The 21,866-nt window shown below is 41.4% G+C and carries 20 protein-coding genes and 1 pseudogene; 15 read left to right on the forward strand and 6 right to left on the reverse strand.

The features are described from left to right. Positions 1 to 119: 119 nt before the first annotated feature. The 3 genes from leuE to FTV03_RS09320 form a co-directional block, all read right to left on the reverse strand. On the reverse strand, positions 120 to 770 hold the full coding sequence (gene leuE / locus FTV03_RS09310; protein WP_180007890.1) for a leucine efflux protein LeuE: 651 nt from the start codon (positions 768 to 770) through the stop codon (positions 120 to 122). Between the two features lie 72 nt (positions 771 to 842). Further along, positions 843 to 1,832, reverse strand: coding sequence for a transaldolase (gene tal / locus FTV03_RS09315; RefSeq protein ID WP_078191801.1), 990 nt, complete (start codon positions 1,830 to 1,832; stop codon positions 843 to 845). 89 nt (positions 1,833 to 1,921) lie between these two features. Next, on the reverse strand, positions 1,922 to 2,812 hold the full coding sequence (locus tag FTV03_RS09320) for a LysR family transcriptional regulator (protein WP_180041152.1): 891 nt from the start codon (positions 2,810 to 2,812) through the stop codon (positions 1,922 to 1,924). Positions 2,813 to 2,928: 116 nt separating this feature from the next. On the opposite strand from FTV03_RS09320, the gene aceI reads away from it, so the two are divergent. Together aceI and FTV03_RS09330 are read left to right on the forward strand one after the other, a co-directional pair. Further along, positions 2,929 to 3,354 carry a chlorhexidine efflux PACE transporter AceI gene (aceI, locus tag FTV03_RS09325; RefSeq protein ID WP_180041154.1) on the forward strand — a complete coding sequence of 142 codons (426 nt, stop codon included), beginning with the start codon at positions 2,929 to 2,931 and terminating at the stop codon, positions 3,352 to 3,354. A 204-nt stretch (positions 3,355 to 3,558) separates the two neighbouring features. After that, positions 3,559 to 4,661, forward strand: a pseudogene (locus FTV03_RS09330) (OmpW family protein). Positions 4,662 to 4,728: 67 nt separating this feature from the next. Here FTV03_RS09330 and FTV03_RS09335 read toward each other — a convergent pair. After that, on the reverse strand, positions 4,729 to 6,249 hold the full coding sequence (locus FTV03_RS09335) for an acetyl-CoA C-acetyltransferase (RefSeq protein ID WP_180023489.1): 1,521 nt from the start codon (positions 6,247 to 6,249) through the stop codon (positions 4,729 to 4,731). Positions 6,250 to 6,490: 241 nt separating this feature from the next. On the opposite strand from FTV03_RS09335, the gene FTV03_RS09340 reads away from it, so the two are divergent. The 5 genes from FTV03_RS09340 (at position 6,491) to dnaX (ending at position 13,120) form a co-directional block, all read left to right on the forward strand. Next, positions 6,491 to 7,882, forward strand: a complete 1,392-nt coding sequence (locus FTV03_RS09340; RefSeq protein WP_180041156.1) for a 3-oxoacyl-ACP reductase — start codon at positions 6,491 to 6,493, stop codon at positions 7,880 to 7,882. 133 nt (positions 7,883 to 8,015) lie between these two features. Next, positions 8,016 to 8,870, forward strand: a complete 855-nt coding sequence (locus tag FTV03_RS09345) for a MaoC/PaaZ C-terminal domain-containing protein (protein ID WP_180041158.1) — start codon at positions 8,016 to 8,018, stop codon at positions 8,868 to 8,870. A 75-nt stretch (positions 8,871 to 8,945) separates the two neighbouring features. Continuing rightward, positions 8,946 to 10,232, forward strand: coding sequence for a serine hydrolase (locus tag FTV03_RS09350; protein WP_180041160.1), 1,287 nt, complete (start codon positions 8,946 to 8,948; stop codon positions 10,230 to 10,232). Between the two features lie 84 nt (positions 10,233 to 10,316). Next, the gene (locus tag FTV03_RS09355) at positions 10,317 to 10,766 is read left to right on the forward strand and encodes a copper resistance protein NlpE N-terminal domain-containing protein (protein WP_180041162.1); all 450 of its coding nucleotides are present in this window, start codon (positions 10,317 to 10,319) and stop codon (positions 10,764 to 10,766) included. Between the two features lie 134 nt (positions 10,767 to 10,900). Beyond that, complete coding sequence (dnaX, locus tag FTV03_RS09360; RefSeq protein WP_180041164.1) at positions 10,901 to 13,120, forward strand: DNA polymerase III subunit gamma/tau; 2,220 nt, start codon at positions 10,901 to 10,903, stop codon at positions 13,118 to 13,120. 21 nt (positions 13,121 to 13,141) lie between these two features. Here the strand turns inward: dnaX and FTV03_RS09365 are convergent, their stop codons facing one another. Further along, positions 13,142 to 13,573 carry a thioesterase family protein gene (locus FTV03_RS09365; protein ID WP_180041166.1) on the reverse strand — a complete coding sequence of 144 codons (432 nt, stop codon included), beginning with the start codon at positions 13,571 to 13,573 and terminating at the stop codon, positions 13,142 to 13,144. 36 nt (positions 13,574 to 13,609) lie between these two features. Further along, entirely contained in the window at positions 13,610 to 14,770 is a 1,161-nt protein-coding gene (locus FTV03_RS09370; protein WP_180022007.1) for an iron-containing alcohol dehydrogenase, read from the reverse strand. A gap of 118 nt (positions 14,771 to 14,888) precedes the next feature. Between FTV03_RS09370 and FTV03_RS09375 the strand changes: the two genes are divergently transcribed. The 8 genes from FTV03_RS09375 to FTV03_RS09410 all read left to right on the forward strand — a co-directional run. Further along, complete coding sequence (locus FTV03_RS09375; protein WP_111884272.1) at positions 14,889 to 15,404, forward strand: low molecular weight protein-tyrosine-phosphatase; 516 nt, start codon at positions 14,889 to 14,891, stop codon at positions 15,402 to 15,404. Between the two features lie 9 nt (positions 15,405 to 15,413). Continuing rightward, positions 15,414 to 16,451 (forward strand): UDP-N-acetylmuramate dehydrogenase, encoded by a 1,038-nt coding sequence (gene murB / locus FTV03_RS09380; protein WP_180041168.1) that lies wholly within the window; start codon positions 15,414 to 15,416, stop codon positions 16,449 to 16,451. Positions 16,452 to 16,472: 21 nt separating this feature from the next. Continuing rightward, a complete protein-coding gene (locus tag FTV03_RS09385; protein ID WP_168377748.1) occupies positions 16,473 to 17,612 on the forward strand; it encodes a YdcF family protein in 1,140 nt (379 codons plus the stop codon). Then, a complete protein-coding gene (locus tag FTV03_RS09390) occupies positions 17,612 to 18,655 on the forward strand; it encodes an alpha/beta hydrolase (protein WP_168377747.1) in 1,044 nt (347 codons plus the stop codon). Before FTV03_RS09385 ends, FTV03_RS09390 begins: the two co-directional genes overlap by 1 nt. A gap of 679 nt (positions 18,656 to 19,334) precedes the next feature. Further along, the gene (locus FTV03_RS09395; protein ID WP_180025687.1) at positions 19,335 to 19,718 is read left to right on the forward strand and encodes a transposase; all 384 of its coding nucleotides are present in this window, start codon (positions 19,335 to 19,337) and stop codon (positions 19,716 to 19,718) included. Then, the gene (gene tnpB, locus FTV03_RS09400; protein WP_043974827.1) at positions 19,715 to 20,050 is read left to right on the forward strand and encodes an IS66 family insertion sequence element accessory protein TnpB; all 336 of its coding nucleotides are present in this window, start codon (positions 19,715 to 19,717) and stop codon (positions 20,048 to 20,050) included. The genes FTV03_RS09395 and tnpB overlap by 4 nt, the downstream gene beginning before the upstream one ends. 74 nt (positions 20,051 to 20,124) lie before the next feature. Next, on the forward strand, positions 20,125 to 21,708 hold the full coding sequence (locus FTV03_RS09405; RefSeq protein ID WP_180041170.1) for an IS66 family transposase: 1,584 nt from the start codon (positions 20,125 to 20,127) through the stop codon (positions 21,706 to 21,708). Then, a partial coding sequence (locus FTV03_RS09410; protein ID WP_180041172.1) for a DUF4372 domain-containing protein occupies positions 21,687 to 21,866 on the forward strand: 180 nt, incomplete at its 3' end. The genes FTV03_RS09405 and FTV03_RS09410, both read left to right, overlap by 22 nt.

Raw genomic sequence — 21,866 nt, forward strand, 5'->3', positions numbered from 1 at the left:
ACAAAAGGCACTTTAATAGAACGAATCGACAACCCACATTGAGGATGTTTTATCCATTCAAAACTTTAAAGGGATATGGAATTTCCTAAGAAAAAACAGTACTACTTTGCCCATGTCAGTTACATGGTAGATGTCGCAAGCTTTAGACCGAATCCACAAAATAGAAGACCAACCGCTGTCACGCAGCATGCCGTAAATTTATAACGATGGCTAAAATAGGTGGCCAGTTTTGCACCCGAAAAGATCAAAATCGTTAAATAGCTCATACTGATAATTTGCAGCACGATCGCGAGTGCGGTGAATGTAATCGCTGGATATGGATATGCAGGATCGACGAATTGTACAAAGAACGATAAGTAAAAAAGAATGGCTTTCGGGTTTAAAATACTGATGGTTAATGCAGTCTTAAACGGTTTCAATTCATTCAAACTCAGTTGTTTAGTGTCGAGTTGTTCTGGCGTTTGAACGGCATTCCATGTTTGGTAGGCAGCCTTGAAAAGTTTGATACCTAAATAACTTAAATACAGCGCACCGACAATTTTTAATAATAAGAATAACCAAGGGAAGGCGTGAAGTAAGGATGCAGCACCGAGAGCAGTGAGTAAGATTAAGATCAAATCGCCAGTATAAACGCCAAAAGCGCTTAAATAGCCGACCTTAATGCCATAGCGAGAAGCAACAGACATGACATAAAGTGAATTTGGCCCGGGTAAAATCACAATTAATATCGTACCAATAATAAAGGTCGTTAAGTCTGTGATTCCAAACACTGAAGACACTCTAATAAAAACCGAAGCTGTAGTATACAACTTCGGTTCTAGATGAAACTGAAAATTTCTAATTTATGCTTTTATTTCAGCATCTAAGCCAAAAGTTTGACGCAGTAAGCTACTTAATTGCTCACGGGCTTTAATAAAACCATCAATACCGCCTTGTAATAGTTGGAAAGACATTAAGTCTTTTTCAACTTCAGCTTTGAAAGTTTGCTTGTCGAGCACTTGTACGTCGTGTTGACAGTGTGCATGCGCATGATGATTAGATAATTGCACTTCAACGGTACGCTGATCTTTTTCCAGTTCTGCCAATAAATTCGGTGAAACCGTCAATAAATCACAACCTGCTAAGCCAAGCACTTGATCGATACTACGGAAGCTAGCACCCATAATTTCAGTTTTGATGTCATGTTGTTTGTAGTAGTGGTAAATCTGCTTAACTGATAAAACGCCTGGATCTTTCTCAATCGGGTAGCTATCCACATTTTCAGCTTTTTTGTACCAATCTAAAATACGGCCGACAAATGGTGAAATCAGTGTGACTTGAGCATCTGCACAGGCTTGAGCTTGATGTAAGCCAAACAATAGCGTCAGATTACAGTGAATGCCTTCGGCTTCAAGGGCTTTAGCGGCTTGAATGCCTTCCCATGTTGAGGCAATTTTAATTAAGATACGGTTTTGATCGATACCATACTGTGCATATAAAGCCAGTAACTCTTTGGCTTTTGCAATGGTGGCATCGGTATCATAAGACAAGGCTGCATCGACTTCTGTAGATACACGTCCTTCGATCAATTTTAAAATTTCTACACCAAATTTGACCGTAAGAATATCGATGGTGCGCTCAACCAGCTCATCGTTTTGATAACCTTCTTTACGCGCTTGTTCAAAAGCACTTTCAATCAGTTCTTTATTTTCAGGTTGATTTGCCGCTGCTGTAATTAAAGATGGATTTGTGGTCGCATCCAATGGACGGAATGTATTAATCGCAGCTAAATCACTGCTGTCAGCAACAATCGTTGTTAGGCTTTTTAATTGGTTTAACGCATTTTGAGTCATTTGAAATCTAGTTCTTAATGTTCTTGGTGTACATACTTTTATAACACAATCTGTTTAGAACCCAACCAAAAACCGCCCAATTAGGCGGTCTAAATCGTAGTTTTTCGTGAATTTCGGATGTGATTAATCAAAAAATGAGCAGCCGAGCCGAGAGGTTTTTCACGGTTCCAGACCAAGTCGACGAAATATTCAAATTTGGGTGTGAAATCTTGAAAGCTTAAGATTTTGAGTTGATCTTTGAGTGTTGGATTTTCATTAAACATCTCTAATGGAAGCACACCCCAACCCAGACCTTGAATAATCATCGAACAAGCAGAGTGGTGGTTATCTGTACGCCAATTGTGTTTGGAAAATAACAACTCTGGTTTGATGCTTTTATCACGACTCGCGACCACGATTTGTCGACTTTGCAAAATTTGCTCAAAACTGACTTGCTTAAATTTCGACAGGGCATGTTTTGTCGCAGCAACAGGAACCAATGCTTCACGCTTCAATTCGACAAATTGTTCATAGCTCTCAAGCTGTTCACGTTCAAACATTAGAGCAAGCTGCGCTTGACCTTGTAATAGCATCTTTTGGGCATCTTCTTGAGGCGCAGAAAAAATATTGATTTGCAAAGATGGAAAATGAGTTTCTAGCAAAGAGATATAGTCGGTCCACTGAGTATGAAGCAGTTCTGATACCACCACGATATTCAGTGAAGACTCTAAACCATGACTCAGTGCAATTGCATGCTGTTTCCACTGATTGATTTCTATCAATAATTGTTCAGTTTTTTCATACAGGTTAAGCGCTTGAGCGGTGGGCACAGGCTCACGACCAACGCGCTCAAACAGTTTAAGGTTGAGATCAATTTCGAAATTGGCAATGGACATGCTGACCGCTGAAGGCACTTTGCCGAGTTGTCTGGCAGCTGCGGAAAATGATCCTGTTTCCATGACTGTTTTAAAAATCAGTAGTTGTTCTTGATTAATATTCATGTGCATATAGAAAAATAAAGGAATACAACCTTTCAATAATATTGAAAGAACCTGACTCGATTAATCAATAATATAAAAATAAAATAAGTTTTTTACAAATAATAGAGTGTTTCAAAATGACGATTTCCAAGAGAAGGATTATTCATGCGCTAAGCTATGAGATCATCCTATTGGTGATCATTGCTATTGCGTTAAGTTTTATTTTTAAAGTTCCGATGGAGGTGACAGGTACGCTAGGTATTGCGATGGCGGTCACTTCTGTGATTTGGAACATGATTTTTAATCATTATTTTGAAAAATTTGAAGCAAAAAGAAAGTTAAAAAGAACCTTTGGTGTACGTGTTCTACATGCGATTGGATTTGAGGGCGGCTTAATGCTTGCAACCATCCCAATGGTGGCTTATGCCATGAATATGACCTTATGGCAGGCAATTTTGCTCGATTTTAGTATGACCATGTGTATTTTAGTCTACACATTTATTTTCCAATGGTGCTATGACCAGATCGAGGCGCACTTGGGTTACCAACCACAATATCGTTAAATTTCAACAAGAAAATCACATTGGCCTGTATTGATAAGTACAGGCCTTTTTTGCATTAAAATAGGGCATAAGTTTACAAATAACAATATATAAAAACATAATATAACTATAGAAAATTATACTAATTACATAACTTTTAAATATAAGAACAAAGAATGTTTTTATAAGTTGATTAAAAAAATATGCAAGACAAGGAGTTAGCATATGAAATTGATAAAAATTGTCACACCTGTTGTTTTACTTGGGCTTACACAATTTACATTTGCAGATGGTAACTTTAAACGTTTTTCTGTATCTGCGGGTTGGATGCATGTGATGCCGCAAGGAAAGGCAAATCCATTTAATATTAATACTGCGGTAGCAAATGGCACACAGGCTGAAGTAGGCACAATTAGTACTGAAGGTTTTCTAAAAGCGATTGATCCGAATGCAATTTATAATGAAGGGAGTAATTCTGCGAATCTTAAGGACACTTTAACCGACCTTGTGAATGGCCCTTTGGGAGGATTAATTAAAGATAAAGATGGCAATATCAAGTCAGAGATTGCAGGGATCGCAACGATCAATGGACTAGATAATTGGTCAGCTGAAGGTACGGGGCTTGAAGCAGAAGATGTTGATACATTAGGTTTAACATTTAACTACCATATTAATGATAATGTTTCTTTGCAAGTGATTGGCGGCATCCCACCTGAGGTAGATATTAAAGGTAAGGGTATGATTACCGCGCCATTATCTGGTCTAGCAGAGCCAGGTGGTCTAGGCGGTTTATTATTCCCTGATGGTTTGCCACTAGATTACGCAGTACCCATTACGGATTTATCATCTTATGGTAAAGCGGCGAGTGCGAGAGCTTGGACGCCGGTATTTCAGGCACAGTACCAATTTGGTCAGTCGGGTGTAAATAAGTTTAGACCTTATGTGGGCGCAGGGATCATGTATGCTTATTTTAATGATATTGAACTCAATAAAGGGGCATTGAATCTGACTTAATTGCTGCAGGGCATATGATTCAAAACATTAAAGATAATAATGCAGGTGCAGCACTCGATGGTAAAGAATCATCTGGAAAAATGGTGGTCGATGTCGATGCGGATGATGCGATTGCTCCAATTGTCACACTCGGTTTTACCTATGACTTCACCCCAAATTGGTTTACAGCAGCTTCAGTGTCTTATGCAAAGTTAAATAATAAGACCAAGATCGATGTGATTAACCAAACGACCGGTGAACAGTTAATTCATGCAACGACAAAGATCGATATTGATCCCATCATTACTTATTTAGGTGTCGGTTATCGTTTCTAAAAATTATGAAATCTCTGAAATAAAAAACCGCTCATAAGAGCGGTTTTTTGCTTTAAAGCATAAAGGATTATTTTTCAATAATCGCTGTTACGCCTTGACCACCCGCAGCACAAATTGATACGAGTACACGGCCTGAACCTTTTTGGTTCAGCAATTTTGCAGCAGTCGCAATAATACGACCACCTGTTGCAGCAAATGGGTGACCTGCAGCAAGAGATGAACCTTTCACGTTCAATTTAGAACGATCAATTGAACCCAATGGGGCATCTAAGCCTAAACGTTCTTTACAGAATTTAGGATCTTCCCACGCTTTTAGTGTAGATAATACTTGAGATGCAAACGCTTCATGAATTTCATAGTAATCGAAATCTTGTAGCGTAATACCTGCACGTTCAAGCATACGAGGCACTGCATACGCAGGCGCCATCAATAAGCCTTCTTTTTTCTCTACAAAATCAACCGCCGCTGTTTCTTGGAAAGTTAAATAAGCAAGAACTTCGTGACCGTTTGCTTTTGCCCATTCTTCAGAGGCAAGAAGGACACATGACGCACCATCAGTCAGTGGAGTCGAGTTACCCGCAGTCATGGTACGCGCATCGCCTTTACCAAATGCTGGTTTTAACTTCGCTAGTTTTTCTACTGATGAGTCTGCACGTAAATTGTTGTCACGCTCTAAACCAAGGAATGGCGTAATCAGGTCATCGAAGAAACCTTCTTCATATGCAGCTGCCATTTTTTGATGTGAAGATGCAGCAAGTTCATCTTGCGCTTCACGAGAGATACCCCATTCAAGCGTTGTAATTGCTTGATGGTCACCCATAGAAAGACCTGTACGTGGTTCACCGTTTTTCGGCGCATCCATCAAATCTTTAACATTAATTTTAGTTAATGCTTTTAGGCGGTCTTTACCCGTTTTTGCAATGTTCAATTCAAGTAAAGCTTTACGTAGGCCATCACCAAAAGCGATTGGTGCATCAGAGGTTGTATCTACACCACCAGCAATACCCACTTCGATTTGACCCAACGCGATTTTGTTAGCAACCAAGAAAGCTGCTTGTAAACCTGTACCACATGCTTGTTGAATATCGTAAGCAGGTGTTTCAGGAGCAAGTTCGGTATTGAGTACACACTCACGGGTCATGTTAAAGTCACGACTATGTTTTAACACGGCACCAGCAACAACTTCACCAAGGCGTTGACCTTGAAGGTTGAAACGTTCAACAAGACCATTTAATGCAGCGGTGAACATATCGCTGTTTGATGCAGTGAAGTAAGCGCCGTTAGAACGAGCGAAAGGAATACGATTACCACCGATAATAGCAACGCGGCGAACTGTGTTTTGACTCATGGTATTATCCTGTTGAACAGACGTTTGAGTTGTTGATTTTAAAGCTGTTTTAGGGTTTGAAGCGGGTGTCTTAGTACGTGTAGATGCACGACGAGGACGGCTCGTTTTAGCGACATCACTTGTAGACTTGGTTGCTGTGCCCGTACTTTTAGCGGTACGTGGCGTACTCTTTGATGTATTTGACACAGTTTCCGTAGTCGGACTTTCGACTGCTGGATTTTCTTGAGTTGTTTTGCTCATAAGGCTTTTCCAAGCATGTTGATGATCTTCTTGACGGCTACATTAGCATATTCACCAAAGGGGTAAATTGACTAAAATGACATTCGCTAAAGCATTCAGGTCAAGCCATCTGCGGTTTAACTCAAGTATGATTCCATGGAAACTGATGGAACTATTGAAATATAAGTATCTGACATCATCTTGAAGTTAAAGGGATATCTTCAGATCCATCAAAAATTAATCTGTATGAGAGATAATAAACATGACTGATCAATACCAAACATTTGCAAAATCTCCTATTGGTAAATTTGTCATCAAAAATTTAGGTTTACCATCACCGACTTTTTTAGAGCGTTTTGAGTCTGCAACACCTGTAGTTAAAGGTGCGGTTTTATTCGGTGCAGCGCCTGCTTCAACATTGTCTGGTGCAATTGCACAAGTCTTGGCAAATATTCATGCCAATAGCTATGCAGGTAATAATGCTGAATTACAACAAGCTGCGGCAAAATCAGGTCTGAACTTAAGCGCATTTAACGAAGGCGATAAAGAGTCTAAGTTTAAAGTTGTGGTATTTGATGCTTCAGGTATTCAAAACTCAGAACAACTGCATGCCTTATATGCATTTTTTAACCCAATCGCGCGTCAAATTCAGGCGTCTGGTCGCGTTGTCGTTGTTGGTACAACACCAGAAACTGCGAAAACTGTGAAACAAGCCATTGCACAACGTGCATTAGAAGGTTTTGTAAAATCAGTCGGTAAAGAGTTTAAGAAAGGGATTGCTGCACAGTTAGTCTATGTGGACGAAGGTGCTGAAGCAAACTTAGAATCTGCATTACGTTTTGTAATTTCACCACGTTCAGCTTATGTATCGGGTCAGGTGATTCGTGTATCTAAAGCAGATGTTGTGGATGTTGATTGGAATAAGCCGCTTGCAGGCAAAACAGCTGTTGTAACAGGTGCAAGCCGTGGTATTGGTGAAGCAATCGCACATGTATTGTCACGTGATGGCGCGCATGTGATTTGTTTAGACGTTCCACAGCAGCAAGCAGACCTTGACCGTGTTGCAGGTGAAATTGGCGGTTCTACGCTCGCGATTGATATTACTGCAAGCGATGCCGGTGAAAAAATCAAAGCGGCGGCAGCTGCTCAAGGTGGTTTGGATATCATCGTGCACAATGCAGGGATTACCCGTGACAAAACTTTGGCCAATATGAAGCCTGAGCTTTGGGACTTGGTGATTAACATTAACTTGTCTGCGATTGAGCGTGTAAATGAATACCTTCTTGAAAATGATGGCTTCAATGCAAATGGTCGTATTGTGTGCGTATCTTCTATTTCAGGTATCGCAGGTAACTTAGGTCAAACCAACTATGCTGCTTCTAAAGCAGGTGTAATTGGTGTGGTTAAATTTACTGCTCCATTATTGAAAAATGGCGTAACAATTAACGCTGTTGCTCCGGGCTTCATTGAAACGCAAATGACTGCTGCGATTCCATTTGCAATCCGTGAAGCAGGTCGTCGTATGAACTCGATGAGTCAAGGTGGTTTACCTGTGGATGTTGCTGAAACGATTGCGATGTTTGCTTCAACTGCGTCGACTGGCTTGAACGGTAACGTGGTACGTGTGTGTGGTCAAAGCTTGTTAGGGGCTTAATTAATCCCTCCCGACCTCCCTTTGAAAAAGAGAGGAGAAGTCCCCCTTTATCAAAGGGGGATGAGGGGGATTTAAAATATCCTTCTTTAAAAGGAAGGGAACTTTATAAAGATAAAACTTCCAAAGGTTTAGTATGAATACTCGCCATTTTAGTCAACTTCCAAAACCTTATTTAGCCTATCCAAAAGTGATTCAAGGCTTGATTTTTAAAAAGCCTAAAGCTAAAAAAGTGCTGCCGCAAGTTGAATATGTGGTGGATTCATTTAAGGTCGATCAAAAACATTTAAAAGCCTATAACGAAGTATGTGGCTTTAAAAACAATGGTTATATCCCAGCGATTTATTTGGCTGTGCTTTCTCAAAGTTTGCAAATGCATATGATGACTACGGAAGCTTTTCCATTTGCGATCTTAGGTTTGGTACATATTCGTAACCAAGTGAAGCAATATCGCAAAGTCGGTGTGAATGAAACACTGTCATTGTCATGCAAATTTGGTGAATTACAGCCACATGATAAAGGTGTGCAATTTGACTTTATTACTACTGCAAAAGTGGGCGATGAAGTGATTGTAGAATCATTAACCACGTATTTAGCACGTCAAAAAACTGACAATAAGGCTGCGTCAAAATCTACTGAAACAAAGGCAGTAGAGTTGCAAGTTCAAGCTGAATGGAATGTTTCTGAAAATACCGGTCGCCGTTATGCGTTGACTTCTGGTGACTTTAACTTGATTCATATTCATGCTGTAACCGCTAAAGCGTTTGGTTTTAAACAAGCCATTGCACATGGTATGTGGAGTAAAGCCAAAGCCTTGTCGAGCTTAACTTTGCCAGATGCCTATGAAGCGGATGTCTGGTTTAAATTACCCATGTATTTGCCTTCTCAAGTTGAGTTCCTTACTGCACAAACGGGTAAAGATACAGAGTTTGCCATTCGAAATAGTAAGAACAAAAAACCGCATGTCGCGGGAAATGTGAAGGCACTTTAAGACTTAAGCCTAAATCGATATCGGTTTAGGCTTTTTTGTTTTAATCTCAAGCGATTCATATTCAAAGGAATGATGATGCAGGCGCTCAAAGAATATCTATTTGCACAGAAGAATAATTATCAAGGTACGGTTGACGAGGCGTTTCAAGATTTGGCGGCGCAATTTAGCCGGATGCAGGATGCTCGAAGCCACTTAGGCGGAGCAGCCTTAGTGGTATATTTTAAAGGTCAAAAAGTCGTGGATATTTGGACCGGTAAAAAGTCAGCTGAAGAAGCTTGGCAGTCCAATACACCCTCGGTCTGTTATTCCACGGGTAAAGGCGTACTTGCAACGCTTGCACATATCTTAGTGAGCGAAGGCTTTGTTGATTACGATACACCCGTTGCTGTATATTGGCCGGAGTTTGCTCAAAATGGCAAGTCGGATATCACATTAAGGCATATGCTGAGTCACCAAAGTGGTTTATACGATATCCGTAATATCATTGAAACGGCATCTGAAATGGCAGATTGGCCGCATATGCTTAAAGTCATTGAACAAGCTAAACCACGTTTTGAGCCGACAACTGATGCGGCATATCAACCTTTAACCTTCGGTTGGCAAGTGGGTGGTGTACTTGAAAAGGCCACAGGTCGACCGCTTGCTGAACTAATGCAACAGTATTTGGTTGAGCCTTTAGTATTGGATCATGCTTTTTTTGGCGTACCAGAGCATCAACTTAGTGAGGTTGCTCGCTTGATTCCGAAAAAGAAACAAGTAGAACGTGCCGTAGATACATCTGCACAAGAAAATACTCAAATACAAGCAATGAAAAAAAGAACAGAGACAAGAAAACCATCAATCTTTGATCAACTTTTGCAACTTTCGGGACAAAATTTGCAAGACTTTCAAGATGGTATGATTCCTAAAGGAATGCGCAAGTTTTCATTTTTTAGTGATGAGGGTTTGCAAGCCATTATTCCTGCGGCAACAGGCGTATTTAGTGCCAATAGTTTAGCGAAAATCTATGCAATGTTGGCCAATCATGGGCAGTGGCAAGGACAGACCTTAATCACGCCACAAGTTTTTGAATCTTTAAGTAAAATTCAATATAAAAAGCGTGATCGTATTATGCCTTTACCAATGAATTGGCGTTTGGGATATCATCGAATTTTAACTTTAGGCAAATCTAGTCAAGGTTTTGGACATATAGGTTTTAATGGTTCTGGGGCCTGGTGTGATCCGCAGCGTGATTTAAGTTTTGCATATACACATAACTTTGCGACGGGTTCAATCACCGGCGATTATCGCTTATGGGGCTTAACTCAAGAAACGCTACGTTGTGCAGACAAAGCACTTAAAGGACGTAAGGGCTGGCTTTAAGATACTTCGGGATAGAACAGAAATTGGGGAAATGTGAAAAATATGCTATTTTCCCACGCAGTTTTAGACTGCTGTGATATCCCTATGAAAAAAGTTGTTTTGATTCCCTTAGTAGCAACGTCGGCAATGTTGGGTTGTCAGGATTCAACTCAAACGAAAGCAAAAGAGATAGAAGCGATTACTGCCGAAAAACAGCAAGCTGCATGGGTCGGTGATTTTAAAGGTACCACGCCGTGTATGGGCTGTCTTTCCCGTTGTGAAGATTGTCCCGGCATGGCTGTGGCCCTAGTGCTACATGAAGATCAAACTTATACACTCACTCGTGAAAGTCTAAGTGGTCATAACGAAGTAGAAGTGCTAAAAGGTGTAATTCGTTTTAAAGATGAATCAAAGCAGCAGCTAGAACTTATGAATGTGCAAACGCGCAATCTATTGTATGTAGATTTGGATCAGCAATTGCTAGAAATTCGTGAAGACCAGACGGCGAAACGCTATCAAATGCAGAGTGATTTCGTTTTAAATAAAGCAGTTTAAGCATTCGTAATTTATATTAAATTTGCCTGATCATTGTGATAGCTCAAGATCGGATTTTTATTGTCCAAACTCTGCCATTTATTTCACTATTAGACAAAAAAACAGTATGCTTACACCTGTAAAAAGGAGCATACATGTATCAAGTACTTGCACGAAAATACCGTCCACGAAATTTCATTGAACTCGTGGGGCAAAACCATGTGTCACGCGCACTTACCAGTGCCTTAGAACGTGGTCGGTTACATCATGCGTATTTATTTACAGGTACTCGAGGTGTGGGTAAAACCACCATTGCCCGTATTTTGGCAAAATGTCTGAACTGTGAAACGGGTGTTACTTCAACGCCGTGTGAAGTCTGCCCAACGTGTAAAGCAGTAAATGAAGGCCGTTTTATTGATTTAATTGAAATCGATGCTGCATCACGGACCAAAGTTGAAGATACTCGAGAACTTCTCGACAACGTTCCTTATGCTCCAACCCAAGGTCGCTTCAAGGTTTATCTAATCGATGAAGTGCATATGCTCTCTACGCATTCATTTAATGCGTTATTAAAGACTCTAGAAGAACCGCCAGAGCATGTGAAGTTCTTATTTGCTACTACAGATCCTCAAAAATTACCGATTACTGTCATTTCACGTTGCTTGCAATTTACTTTGCGTCCTTTAGCCGTGGATGAAATCACCACACATCTGACTGATATTTTACAAAAAGAACAAATTCAAGCCGAGCAAGATGCGATTTGGCAAATTGCTGAATCGGCTCAAGGCTCTCTGCGTGATGCATTGTCACTGACTGACCAAGCCATTGCCTATGGTCAGGGTTCAATTCAGCACCAAGATGTTAAAGACATGTTGGGCCTAATTGACCGTACCATTATTTATGATTTGATTTTAGCCATTCATCAAAATCAGCGTGAACGCGTGAGTGCTTTACTCATGCAATTCCGTCAACAAGCGCTGGATGTTTCTCTGGTATTAGATCAGTTGATTTCAACGTTACATGAACTGGCATTATTACAATACTTGCCAGACTTAGCGTTGAAATATAGCGCTGAGATCAATCAAAAAATTATGCAATTGTCGCAGTTGATTTCAGCTCAAGATTTGCAGCTGTATTATCAAGTCGCATGCAAAGGTCGGGCAGACTTGCAGTTGGCAGTCACGCAAGAGCAAGGTTTTGAGATGTGTGTGCTGCGTCTATTAGCATTCCGACCATTACAGCCAAACGAAATGTTGGTCTCTGCCGTACAGCAAGAGTCAGCCGCACAGCCACAGCTTGCTCAAAATCAGGCCGAAACAGTTCAGCCGACTCAAACACAGTCTTTGCAGCAACCCAATACCGTTGTTGAGTCTGCTGCACAGGTTGCCACTGTTGAGCAGCCTGAAGCTGTACCCGCTGTAGACACATCGCCAGCTTTCGATGATTTTGATGATTCACATTATGATGACGATGATGGCTATGTTTCTGCACCTGCAGCCGACGAACCTTCATCTGATGATTTTTTAGATGATCCTGAAGAGGATGTGATTAGCCAAACTTCTACAGCATCTACAGCAAATGGCACTCTAGATACGCAAGAGGTTGCACCGGTTGAGTCTGTATCGACACAGCAAAATGACACGCTTGTTATGGATGCCGTGGCAGAAGATACATTATTTGATTTAGATCCGACGCCGAGTACTGAAACTGAAGAAGTTGATGTGAGCGCTATAAATTTTGAAGATATTGCACCTTTAGAACCAACAGCTTTAGAGCCAACAAGTACACAGCCTGAAACAGCTCAGCCACATTTGATAAATGCTGTTGAACCACAACATGTGGTGAATGAATCAGTTTCGGGTGCTCAAGGCGACAATGGTTTTGATCTAGCATCACCACAAGTTACGCAAAGTTCCGTTTCTTCGGATGCTGTTCAAACGGGTTCATCCTCTACCTTGATGCCACAAGATATTTTGACTTTACAGCCTCAAACCCTTGAAGGTGAGTGGACGGTCGAAAAGTGGGAGTATTGGTTCCGAAATAGTCAACTTTCACCTGCGGTACAAGAGTTGGCGCAGCATGGCATTATGCGAGGTACGATTGACGGTGAATCGACTTTCCATATTCCAAAGCGGTACGAAGCTTTAGTGACTCAATTACAGCATGTATTGGAACAAGCGATTCATACGCAATGGTCAAAATGTCGTTTCCATATCAGCTTTGAAGATGTCGAAGAAACCACACCATATGCTTTACAACATGTCCGCAAGGAAAAGGCCTTTGCACGTGCAAATGAGTTATTACATGCAGAGCCTGTTGTGAAAGATTTGCTCAAAAGCTTTGATGGTGAGTTGCAAAATATCCAGCTCAAATAAGTTTTAAGCTGGATATAAAAATTAAAGTAAAAACTGAGTTAAAGCATCTCGCATTTCATCGGGTATCGAGGTGCTTTTTCGTGTTTGGCGGTCAACAAACACATGCACGAAATGTCCTTGGGCTGCAGCCTCATTTTGTCCTTGTTTAAAAATAGCCAAGTCATAGCGCAGTGAAGAATTACCAATTTTTTCAATCGCAACCCCAACTTCAATGATTTCTGGATAGGACAGTTCTTGTAAAAAACTGCAGGCTGAATCGACCACTAAACCGATGATCGGGGTATTTTGCAAATCAAAACCGGCATGTTGAATCAAGAGTGCATTTGCAGCGGTATCAAAATAGCTGTAATAGGTGACATTATTGACGTGGCCATACATATCGTTGTCTGCCCAACGCGTTTGGATTGGAAATAAAAATCGATAGTTTTGGCGGCGTTTAGTTTCAGGTTTCATCGTTGGTATTTTCTTTATTTCAAAAATGAGTGAACTTTAGGCATAAATTGATTGGTAAATCTGGCGTGCATCTTCAAACTGCAGTTCTCGCGGATTATTTTGTAATAGTCGTGTTTGTAATAATGCGTCTTCTGCTAAACGATCGAGCATATTTTCAGGCACATTCAGTTGGCTGAGTTTTAGCACCAAACCGCTCTGATCTAAATGATTTTGCATATGATCAATAAATAAATCACATAAACCATCGGTACAGCCCGTACTGTATGGGTCTAGCCAACTCATAAGTTCTGCATAATGCTGCTTGGCCTGAGGTGCATTAAACTTTAACACTTCAGCGAGAACCAGTGCATTGGTATGACCATGCGAGAGATGAAAGTGTCCACCGAGTGGATAGGCGAGTGCATGCACCGCTGCAACTGGAGCATTAGCAAAGGCCTGACCTGCAAGCATTGAACCGACTAGCATGTGCTGACGCGCTTCGAGGTTATGTCCATCTTGTAAAACCAGTGCTAAGTTTTTATTTAATAAACGCAAAGCTTGTTTGGCGAGCATATCCGCATACGGATTTTTTTTGATTTTTGATGTATAGGCTTCAATGGCATGCACCATGGCATCGATACCTGTCGCTGCGGTAATATGTGCGGGAAGATTTAATGTAAAGTTCGCATCGAGGATGCAGACATCGGCATACAGTACAGGGGAGACGATACCAGTTTTGGTGGTTTCACCTGTAGTGACGATAGAGATTGGTGTGACTTCAGAGCCGGTCCCTGCCGTTGTCGGGATCAAAATGAGCGGTAAGCGTGGTCGTTTTGCATTAGCAACACCATATAAATCACTGATCTGTTGTGTTTGCTTAGGATGAGCCAAGATCGCAATAATTTTAGCCACATCCATTGAACTGCCACCGCCAAAACCAATAATCAAATCCACTTTTTCATTCTTGGCAAATTGAACTGCATCCAAAACTATATGTTCTGCAGGGTCAGCTTGAATACTAGAATAAATTACATAATCTTGATGGATACTTTCTAAAATATCCAAAATGGGTAAATGTAATTGTTGTTGCAACATACCGGGGTCGGTCACAAGCATAACACGCTTGGCTTGAAAGTCGCCTAGGACCTCTCTCAGTTGGGAAATAGAGCCTAAGCCTGAAATAATATTGCTGACGGTTTGAAACTGAAATTGACTCATTGGCTTATCCCTAATTTTTTATATCCAAATAAACATTATTCTTGAGTGTTGATATAGGATTCATCCTATAAATAACTTAACATAAGACGCTTGAAATAAAAGTAGTCTTGAGGTTGTTATGTCATCCAGCACGCCATATAAGGTGTTGTGTGTTTGTTTAGGAAATATTTGCCGTTCACCTACGGCTGAAGTGGTTCTCAGACATTTTTGTGATGAAGCGCAACTCAATATTCACGTCGACTCTGCGGGTACGAGCAATTATCATCCGGGCAAAGCGCCTGATCTTCGTAGCCAACAGCATGCAAAATTACGAGGCTATAACTTATCTGCATTACGCGCACGTCAGTTAACGGTTCATGATTTTATTGAATTTGATTTGATTTTGGCCATGGACTACGAAAATTTAGACAATATTCAAAACCTCATGCAAAAGGCGCAGCAACAATTCGGTCAACTACGTGCACAAGTGTCTTTGATGAGTCAACATGATCACCAATATCCACAACAAGAAGTACCAGATCCGTACTATGGTGGTGATGCAGGGTTTGAACATGTATTAGATCAATGCGAATCTAGCAGTCAGGCTTGGGTCAATTATTTAAAAACTCAGTTACAAGCACAGCAAAAAAATTAAGGTTTAAGAATGCAAATTCAAACACAGGTTCAGCTTAAGCCATTTAATACATTAAGCCTCGATGCTGTTGCATCGCATTATGTACGCGTTCAATCGGTAGAAGATATTCAAGCAGCGCTCGACTTTGCCAAAGCTGAGCAATTAAATGTATTGGTACTTTCAGGAGGCAGTAATATGCTGTTGCCTGAGCAAATACATGCTTTAGTGATGCATATGGATATTCAAGGTATTGAATATGTACAAGACGATGCCGCAACCCAAACTTTAAAAGTGGGTGCAGGGCAAGTGTGGCATGACTTTGTACTTTGGACGACGGCACACCAGTTTTATGGCTTACAAAATCTAGCATTGATACCCGGTTTAGTAGGGGCTTCACCTGTCCAAAATATCGGGGCTTATGGTGTTGAAGCGGGTGAATTTATTGAATCTGTACAGGTCTATGATCGTGTAAAAAAACAGCAAAGTAGTATTAGCGCTGCCGATTGTCATTTTTCATATCGCCATAGTATTTTTAAAGATGAGCCAGAGCGTTTTATTATTACGCATGTCACTTTTAAACTTTTAAAACACGCCGATTTAAAATTAAATTATGGTGATTTAAAGCAGGCTGTAAGCGAAGACTTAAGTGCAGAAAACCTACAACAGCAAGTCATTCATATCCGCCAAACTAAACTTCCAGATCCCAAAGAATTTCCAAATGTCGGAAGTTTCTTTAAAAATCCTGTGATTAGCCAGCAAGCCTTTGACCAAATTGCGCTGCAATTTCCAAATTTACCCCATTACCCACAACCGAATAATGCGGTAAAACTGGCAGCGGGCTGGTTGATTGACCAAGCGGGTTGGAAAGGGAAATCTGTGGGTTCAGTGGGAATGTTTCATAAGCAAGCTTTGGTATTGGTCAATTACCAAGACGCCACGCTGCAAGATGTGCGTACAACTTACAAAGCTGTACAACATGATGTTTTTGAAAAATTTAATATTGAACTACATCCAGAGCCTGTATTATTTGATACAAATGGCTTGATTCGATCTCACTCAGATCAATAACAACACTTAGGTTTTAGATTTATGCATAAAACACATTGGATGGTTCGCTTAGTACAAATTGCCGCAGTGCTATTTGTACTTTTGGGCTGTCTAATGATTTTTATCTATACGCCGTTTTATTCTAAATTGATCGTTAAAAGTTTAAATTATTTCGTTCCTGTAGAAGTCAATCAGCTTGCAGCGCAAAGTCAAAAACTCGGTGCTTTGAGTGATGATGATAATTATGAGCCGGGTTCTGACTTATGGATCGCGCGCCAAGCGTATTTAAAACTCATGGAGCAAGCCATACAGTCTGATGAGCCTCAAGACTTGACCCTTATACAAGCGCGTTATAAGGCTTTACAGCAGCTCATTGAAGAAGAACATGAAAAAGAAATAAGTGATAATCAAAAGGACATACCGAAAGTTCCTTTGCTGAATCCTTCTGCATCCGAGGCGGCATCCTCTGAAGCAATGGCGGAAAATCCTGCTCAAAAAATGAAAGAGCTGCTCGAACTCAATAGTGCGGAAAATAAAGGACTCATGACGCAATATACAGAGTTCTTAAAAACTCATGAAATTGAACAAGCTGCTTCAGAAGCAGAACCGATCGATGATGAAACCTATCTTGATCTAGCCAAAATGAAAGATAAAACCCTGAAGCAGCCAACCGCAGATCCGTATGCGATCGTGGTGTTAGGTGGTGGCTTAACTTTAGATAAAAATGATAAAGATATCGTGGTGAATGACTACACACGACTTCGACTGGAAAAAACACTCGATGTCGAACGCACACATAAGCTACCGATTGTACTGAGTGGTGTGGAAGCACCGTATATGCAAGCTTGGTTAAAGCAATATGATGTCGATGCGAAATTGCTTGAAAACCGGAGTATGAATACTTGCGAAAATTCACGCTTTAGTTCGTTACTTTTACAGAAAAAAGGCGGCGCACCGACGGTTATTTTAATCACCGACCAATATCATATGCCTCGAACACGGCGTTTATTTGCATTAAATGGTATCGAAACCGTTCCTGTTGTTGCACCTATGCCAACGACATTAACCACATGGCGACCAAGTGAAAAAAATTATGACCATAGTCGTCGTGCCAATTATGAATTATTAGCTACCTTACGTGACGTTTGGTTTGGCTCAAGTGACTGTCGGGAGGTCCCATAATGTCAGATATCCCATTTCTTAATCCTTCGATCCTTAAACAATTAGATCTTCCTGTTCCAAGTCGAGAATTAACCCCACAATTATTAGAACCGCTAAATTTAAATCGGCCGTTTGAGCCTAGTGTCGAAATACAATCTTATCGACGACTCTACGGCTTAGATGCCTTGAACTGCGAACATTGGCAAGGCTATGTAGAAATGCCTTTGTTCAAACTACATGTACAAGTGTTTCAACCGAAACTAAAGGCTGAAACAGATGTCATTAAAGGCACTGTATTTTTATTACATGGTTATTTAGAGCATAGTGGAATATATCAGCCGATTATTCGTGAGCTCTTAGATCAAGGTTTTAGTGTTTTGACCTATGATTTACCGGGGCATGGTCTAAGCAATGGCTCGCCAGCCAGTATTCAAAACTTTGACCATTACCAACAAGTTTTGGAAGCGGTATATCGTTATGTGAAACATGCAGCTCAATTACCGACACCGTGGTTAGGGATTGGGCAGAGTACGGGTGGTGCGATTTGGCTGCATCATCTGTTAGATTTTGCTGAACATCGCAAAAACCCTTATGTCGAACGGGTTTTATTATTATCTCCGCTGATTCGTCCTGCAAAAACGGCATGGTGGCATAACTCGGTTGGATTAGGCATTATTCGTCGTATTAAACGTGAAGTGCCACGTCATTTTAGACGGAATAATCACAACCCTGAGTTTTTACGTTTTGTACGTTTAAAGGATCCTCTACAACCTCGAATGATGGGGATGGATTGGATTTTGGCCATGTCAAAATGGATGCAGGAAATGGAAGAACGACCTGCGTGTCGTATTCCAGTGTGGTTAGCTCAAGGCGCACAGGATCAAACGGTGGATTGGCGTTATAACATTGAGTTTATACGTCGTAAATTCCGTTTACAGACGCTTCTCATGCTTGAAGAAGGTTCACATCAGCTGATTAATGAACGTGCCGATATTCGTGCTGCATTAACAGGTTTGATCCCGGCATTCTTGCATGCTCAATCGAATAGTAAGTCTTATTACTAACTGATGTTACGCACTAACATCAGGAGCGTAATTTGATTCAAATAAAAGTACGATACGCGGGAAGTTCATCCGCAAGTGTTTGAGACAGGACTACTTCTAATCAAAAATGTTTTTGCAATACTTTGAATAATTTGACGCTAGTGAACGAGTTTTGTCGGTGAGGTGCATTGCACCGCAAGATGGTTTCCTTGCGAAGCTTTGCTTCTCATTTTGCCTAATGAGAAACATCGTTTCGTAAGAGTACCTCCAGCCGAAGGGTAATCCCTTTATTTAAGCCCTAGATGTAAGACTCCGTCGAATAGGCTTAAAAATTATTTTAAAAATGCGTATTTACTTTTACGCGCGTAACATCAGTTACTAATTGACGATTGAGCACAGCTTACCTTAATCAGTGTGATGGATCTAGACGAAAAAAAGAGGCGTGGTCGCCACTGCTGTCCCATAGTTTGCTTTAAATAAAAAAACCTGAGTCCTAACAGTTAAAATATGAGTGCAAACAAACACTTTAACGACCAGGATTCAGGTTTTGTCACATCAGAATACCGTATTTCATGAGCTAATTAAACCTGTTGTGCGACAGGATTTTGAACAACGTAAGCGTCCGCTGAACACACCTTATGAATTCATCCTATAAGCCTTAATTTAGTCCCCACTTAAAAACAAGTGGGGACTTAAATTTATGACTACAAATAATCAGACATCCATCGCATCTCTTGCGAAAAAACGAAGAACATACAGTGCTGAATTTAAACAGCAGATCGTTCAGGCTTGTAAAGCACCAGACGTTTCAATTGCTTCAGTCGCTTTGCAACATGGATTGAATACAAATCTTGTATCCAAATGGATTCGCTTAATTGATGCTAAGCTAGGGAGTAATCGCTCACCACTACCGAATAAACCTGCATTTATTGCCTTATCTTGCTCTGCACCATTAGATCCTACTCCTACTGACATGTTAACGGTTCAAATTACCTTACCCCACTCAAAAGCAGAAATTGGCTTGAAATGGCAAGTATCAGAAATATCTGCTTTAGCAGAATTACTCAAGGCACTTGCAACATGATCCGCATTGATGAAATCTGGTTGTCTACTCAGCCCATGGACATGCGTGCAGGAATGGATACTGCCATGGCTCAGGTGGTGAGAGCCTTTGGCTACATCAAACCGCATTGTGCTTACCTGTTCTGTAATAAACGTGGCCATCGCATGAAAGTGCTGGTACATGATGGACTGGGCATCTGGCTGTGTGCCCGGCGGCTGGAACAGGGAAAATTCCACTGGGCTAAAGTTCACCAGGGTGAAAATGTAGCTCTCAGTCCAGAACAGTTACAGGCACTCATTCAGGGTTTGCCCTGGCAGCGCATTGGACGACAGCAAGTGGTCACAATGCTCTAAACTAGGCTGCTACATTCTACTATTCTCCAAACGTTCTATTTCCTCTGCGTCATGACCTCAGGCATACTGCGGTCATGAATACACTGCCTGACTTAAGCCAACTGACCCATGAACAACTGCTGGAATTTACCCGGCAGTTGGCGATGCAGCATCAGTCTCTGGCACAATCAAATCAAGAATTGGATGCCAAAGTTCAGCATCTTTCTATTCTCAATCAAAAATACGAGCATGAACTGGCGCTGTTTAAAAAGCATAAATTCGCCCAAAAGAATGAACACTTAACGGCAAAACAAATCCATCTATGGGACGAAGCGGTCGAAGAAGATATCGCAGCCGTTGATCTGGAATTAGAACGATTAAATGCAGATAAAACCGATGCAGCGACACAGAAAGCCAAAACCAATAAACCTAAACGTCGACTGCTGCCAGATCATCTACACACCATCCGTATTGAGCATGAACCTGCATCAACCCAATGCAGTTGTGGCTGCCAGTTACGTCGTATCGGCGAAGATATCAGTGAAAAACTGCATTTCAGACCGGCACAGTTCTACAAGGAACAGCATGTTCGTGGCAAATGGGTCTGTGATCAGTGTGACACCCTGACTCAGCAAGCGATGCCTGCCTATGTGATTGATAAAGGCATTGCTTCACCTGAACTGCTCAGCCATGTGCTGGTATCGAAGTATGCCGATCATTTGCCGCTGTACCGTCAGCGCCTGATCTATCAGCGGGCTGGCATTGATCTGTCCAGATCCACTTTATCTGACTGGATTGGTCGCTGCGGTGTGGAACTGGAGCCTCTGGCTAATGCCTTAAAAGAGGTGGTGCTGCAACAGCAGGTGCTGCATGCAGATGAAACACCAGTCACCATTATGCGGATGGGTGAGAATGAGAAAAAACCGAAGAAAGGTTATGTCTGGGCCTATGCCACCACACAGTACAATCCAGTTCAGGCGGTGATCTATGACTTTCAGGATAGCCGTTCAGGTCAGCATGCTGAAGAGTTCCTGAAAGACTGGCAGGGTCATCTGGTCTGTGATGATTACAGTGGTTATAAAGCACGCTTTAAATCAGGCCAGGTCATTGAGGTGGGCTGCATGGCCCATGCACGTCGTAAATTCCATGAACTGCATGTGACCAAAAAAAGTCAGGTTGCTGAACAGGCATTAGTGCTGATTCAGAAACTGTATGCCATAGAAGCAGAACTCAGGAAAAAGACCGATAGTACAGCAGAACAGCGCCGCGAATATCGGCAACAGCATAGTCAACCGGTGATGCAACAACTGTATGAATGGCTCAACCAACATTATCTGACGGTGCCATCGAGTTCTCCAACTGCCAAGGCGATCAATTACAGCCTAAAACGTTGGCAGGCACTCTGCCGCTATCTGGATGATGGTAATTTGCCTATAGATAATAACTGGATTGAAAATCAGATGCGTCCCTGGGCGTTGGGACGTAAGAACTGGCTGTTTGCTGGCTCGCTGCGCAGCGGCCAACGAGCTGCCAATATCATGACTTTAATCCAGTCAGCAAAGCTGAATGGACTGGATCCGTATGCCTATTTAAGTGATGTGCTGAAAAGGCTGCCGACGCATAAAGTGACCCAAATAGAAGAATTACTGCCACACCGCTGGAAATCCGACCAAAATTAAAAAATAGGCATGGGATTCAGCGGACGCTTACTGAACAACTTGCTAAAGTGCACCATGTTGGACAGAAATTTAGAGCGGCTTCCCGGTGGGATCAGTTTATTGCCATATTGATGTCTCAATTCTCTTGTAGGCAAAGTCTGAGAGATATTCAATCCAAT

The organism is Acinetobacter sp. YH12218 (genome assembly GCF_013417925.1).
Classification (GTDB): Bacteria; Pseudomonadota; Gammaproteobacteria; order Pseudomonadales; family Moraxellaceae; genus Acinetobacter; species Acinetobacter amyesii.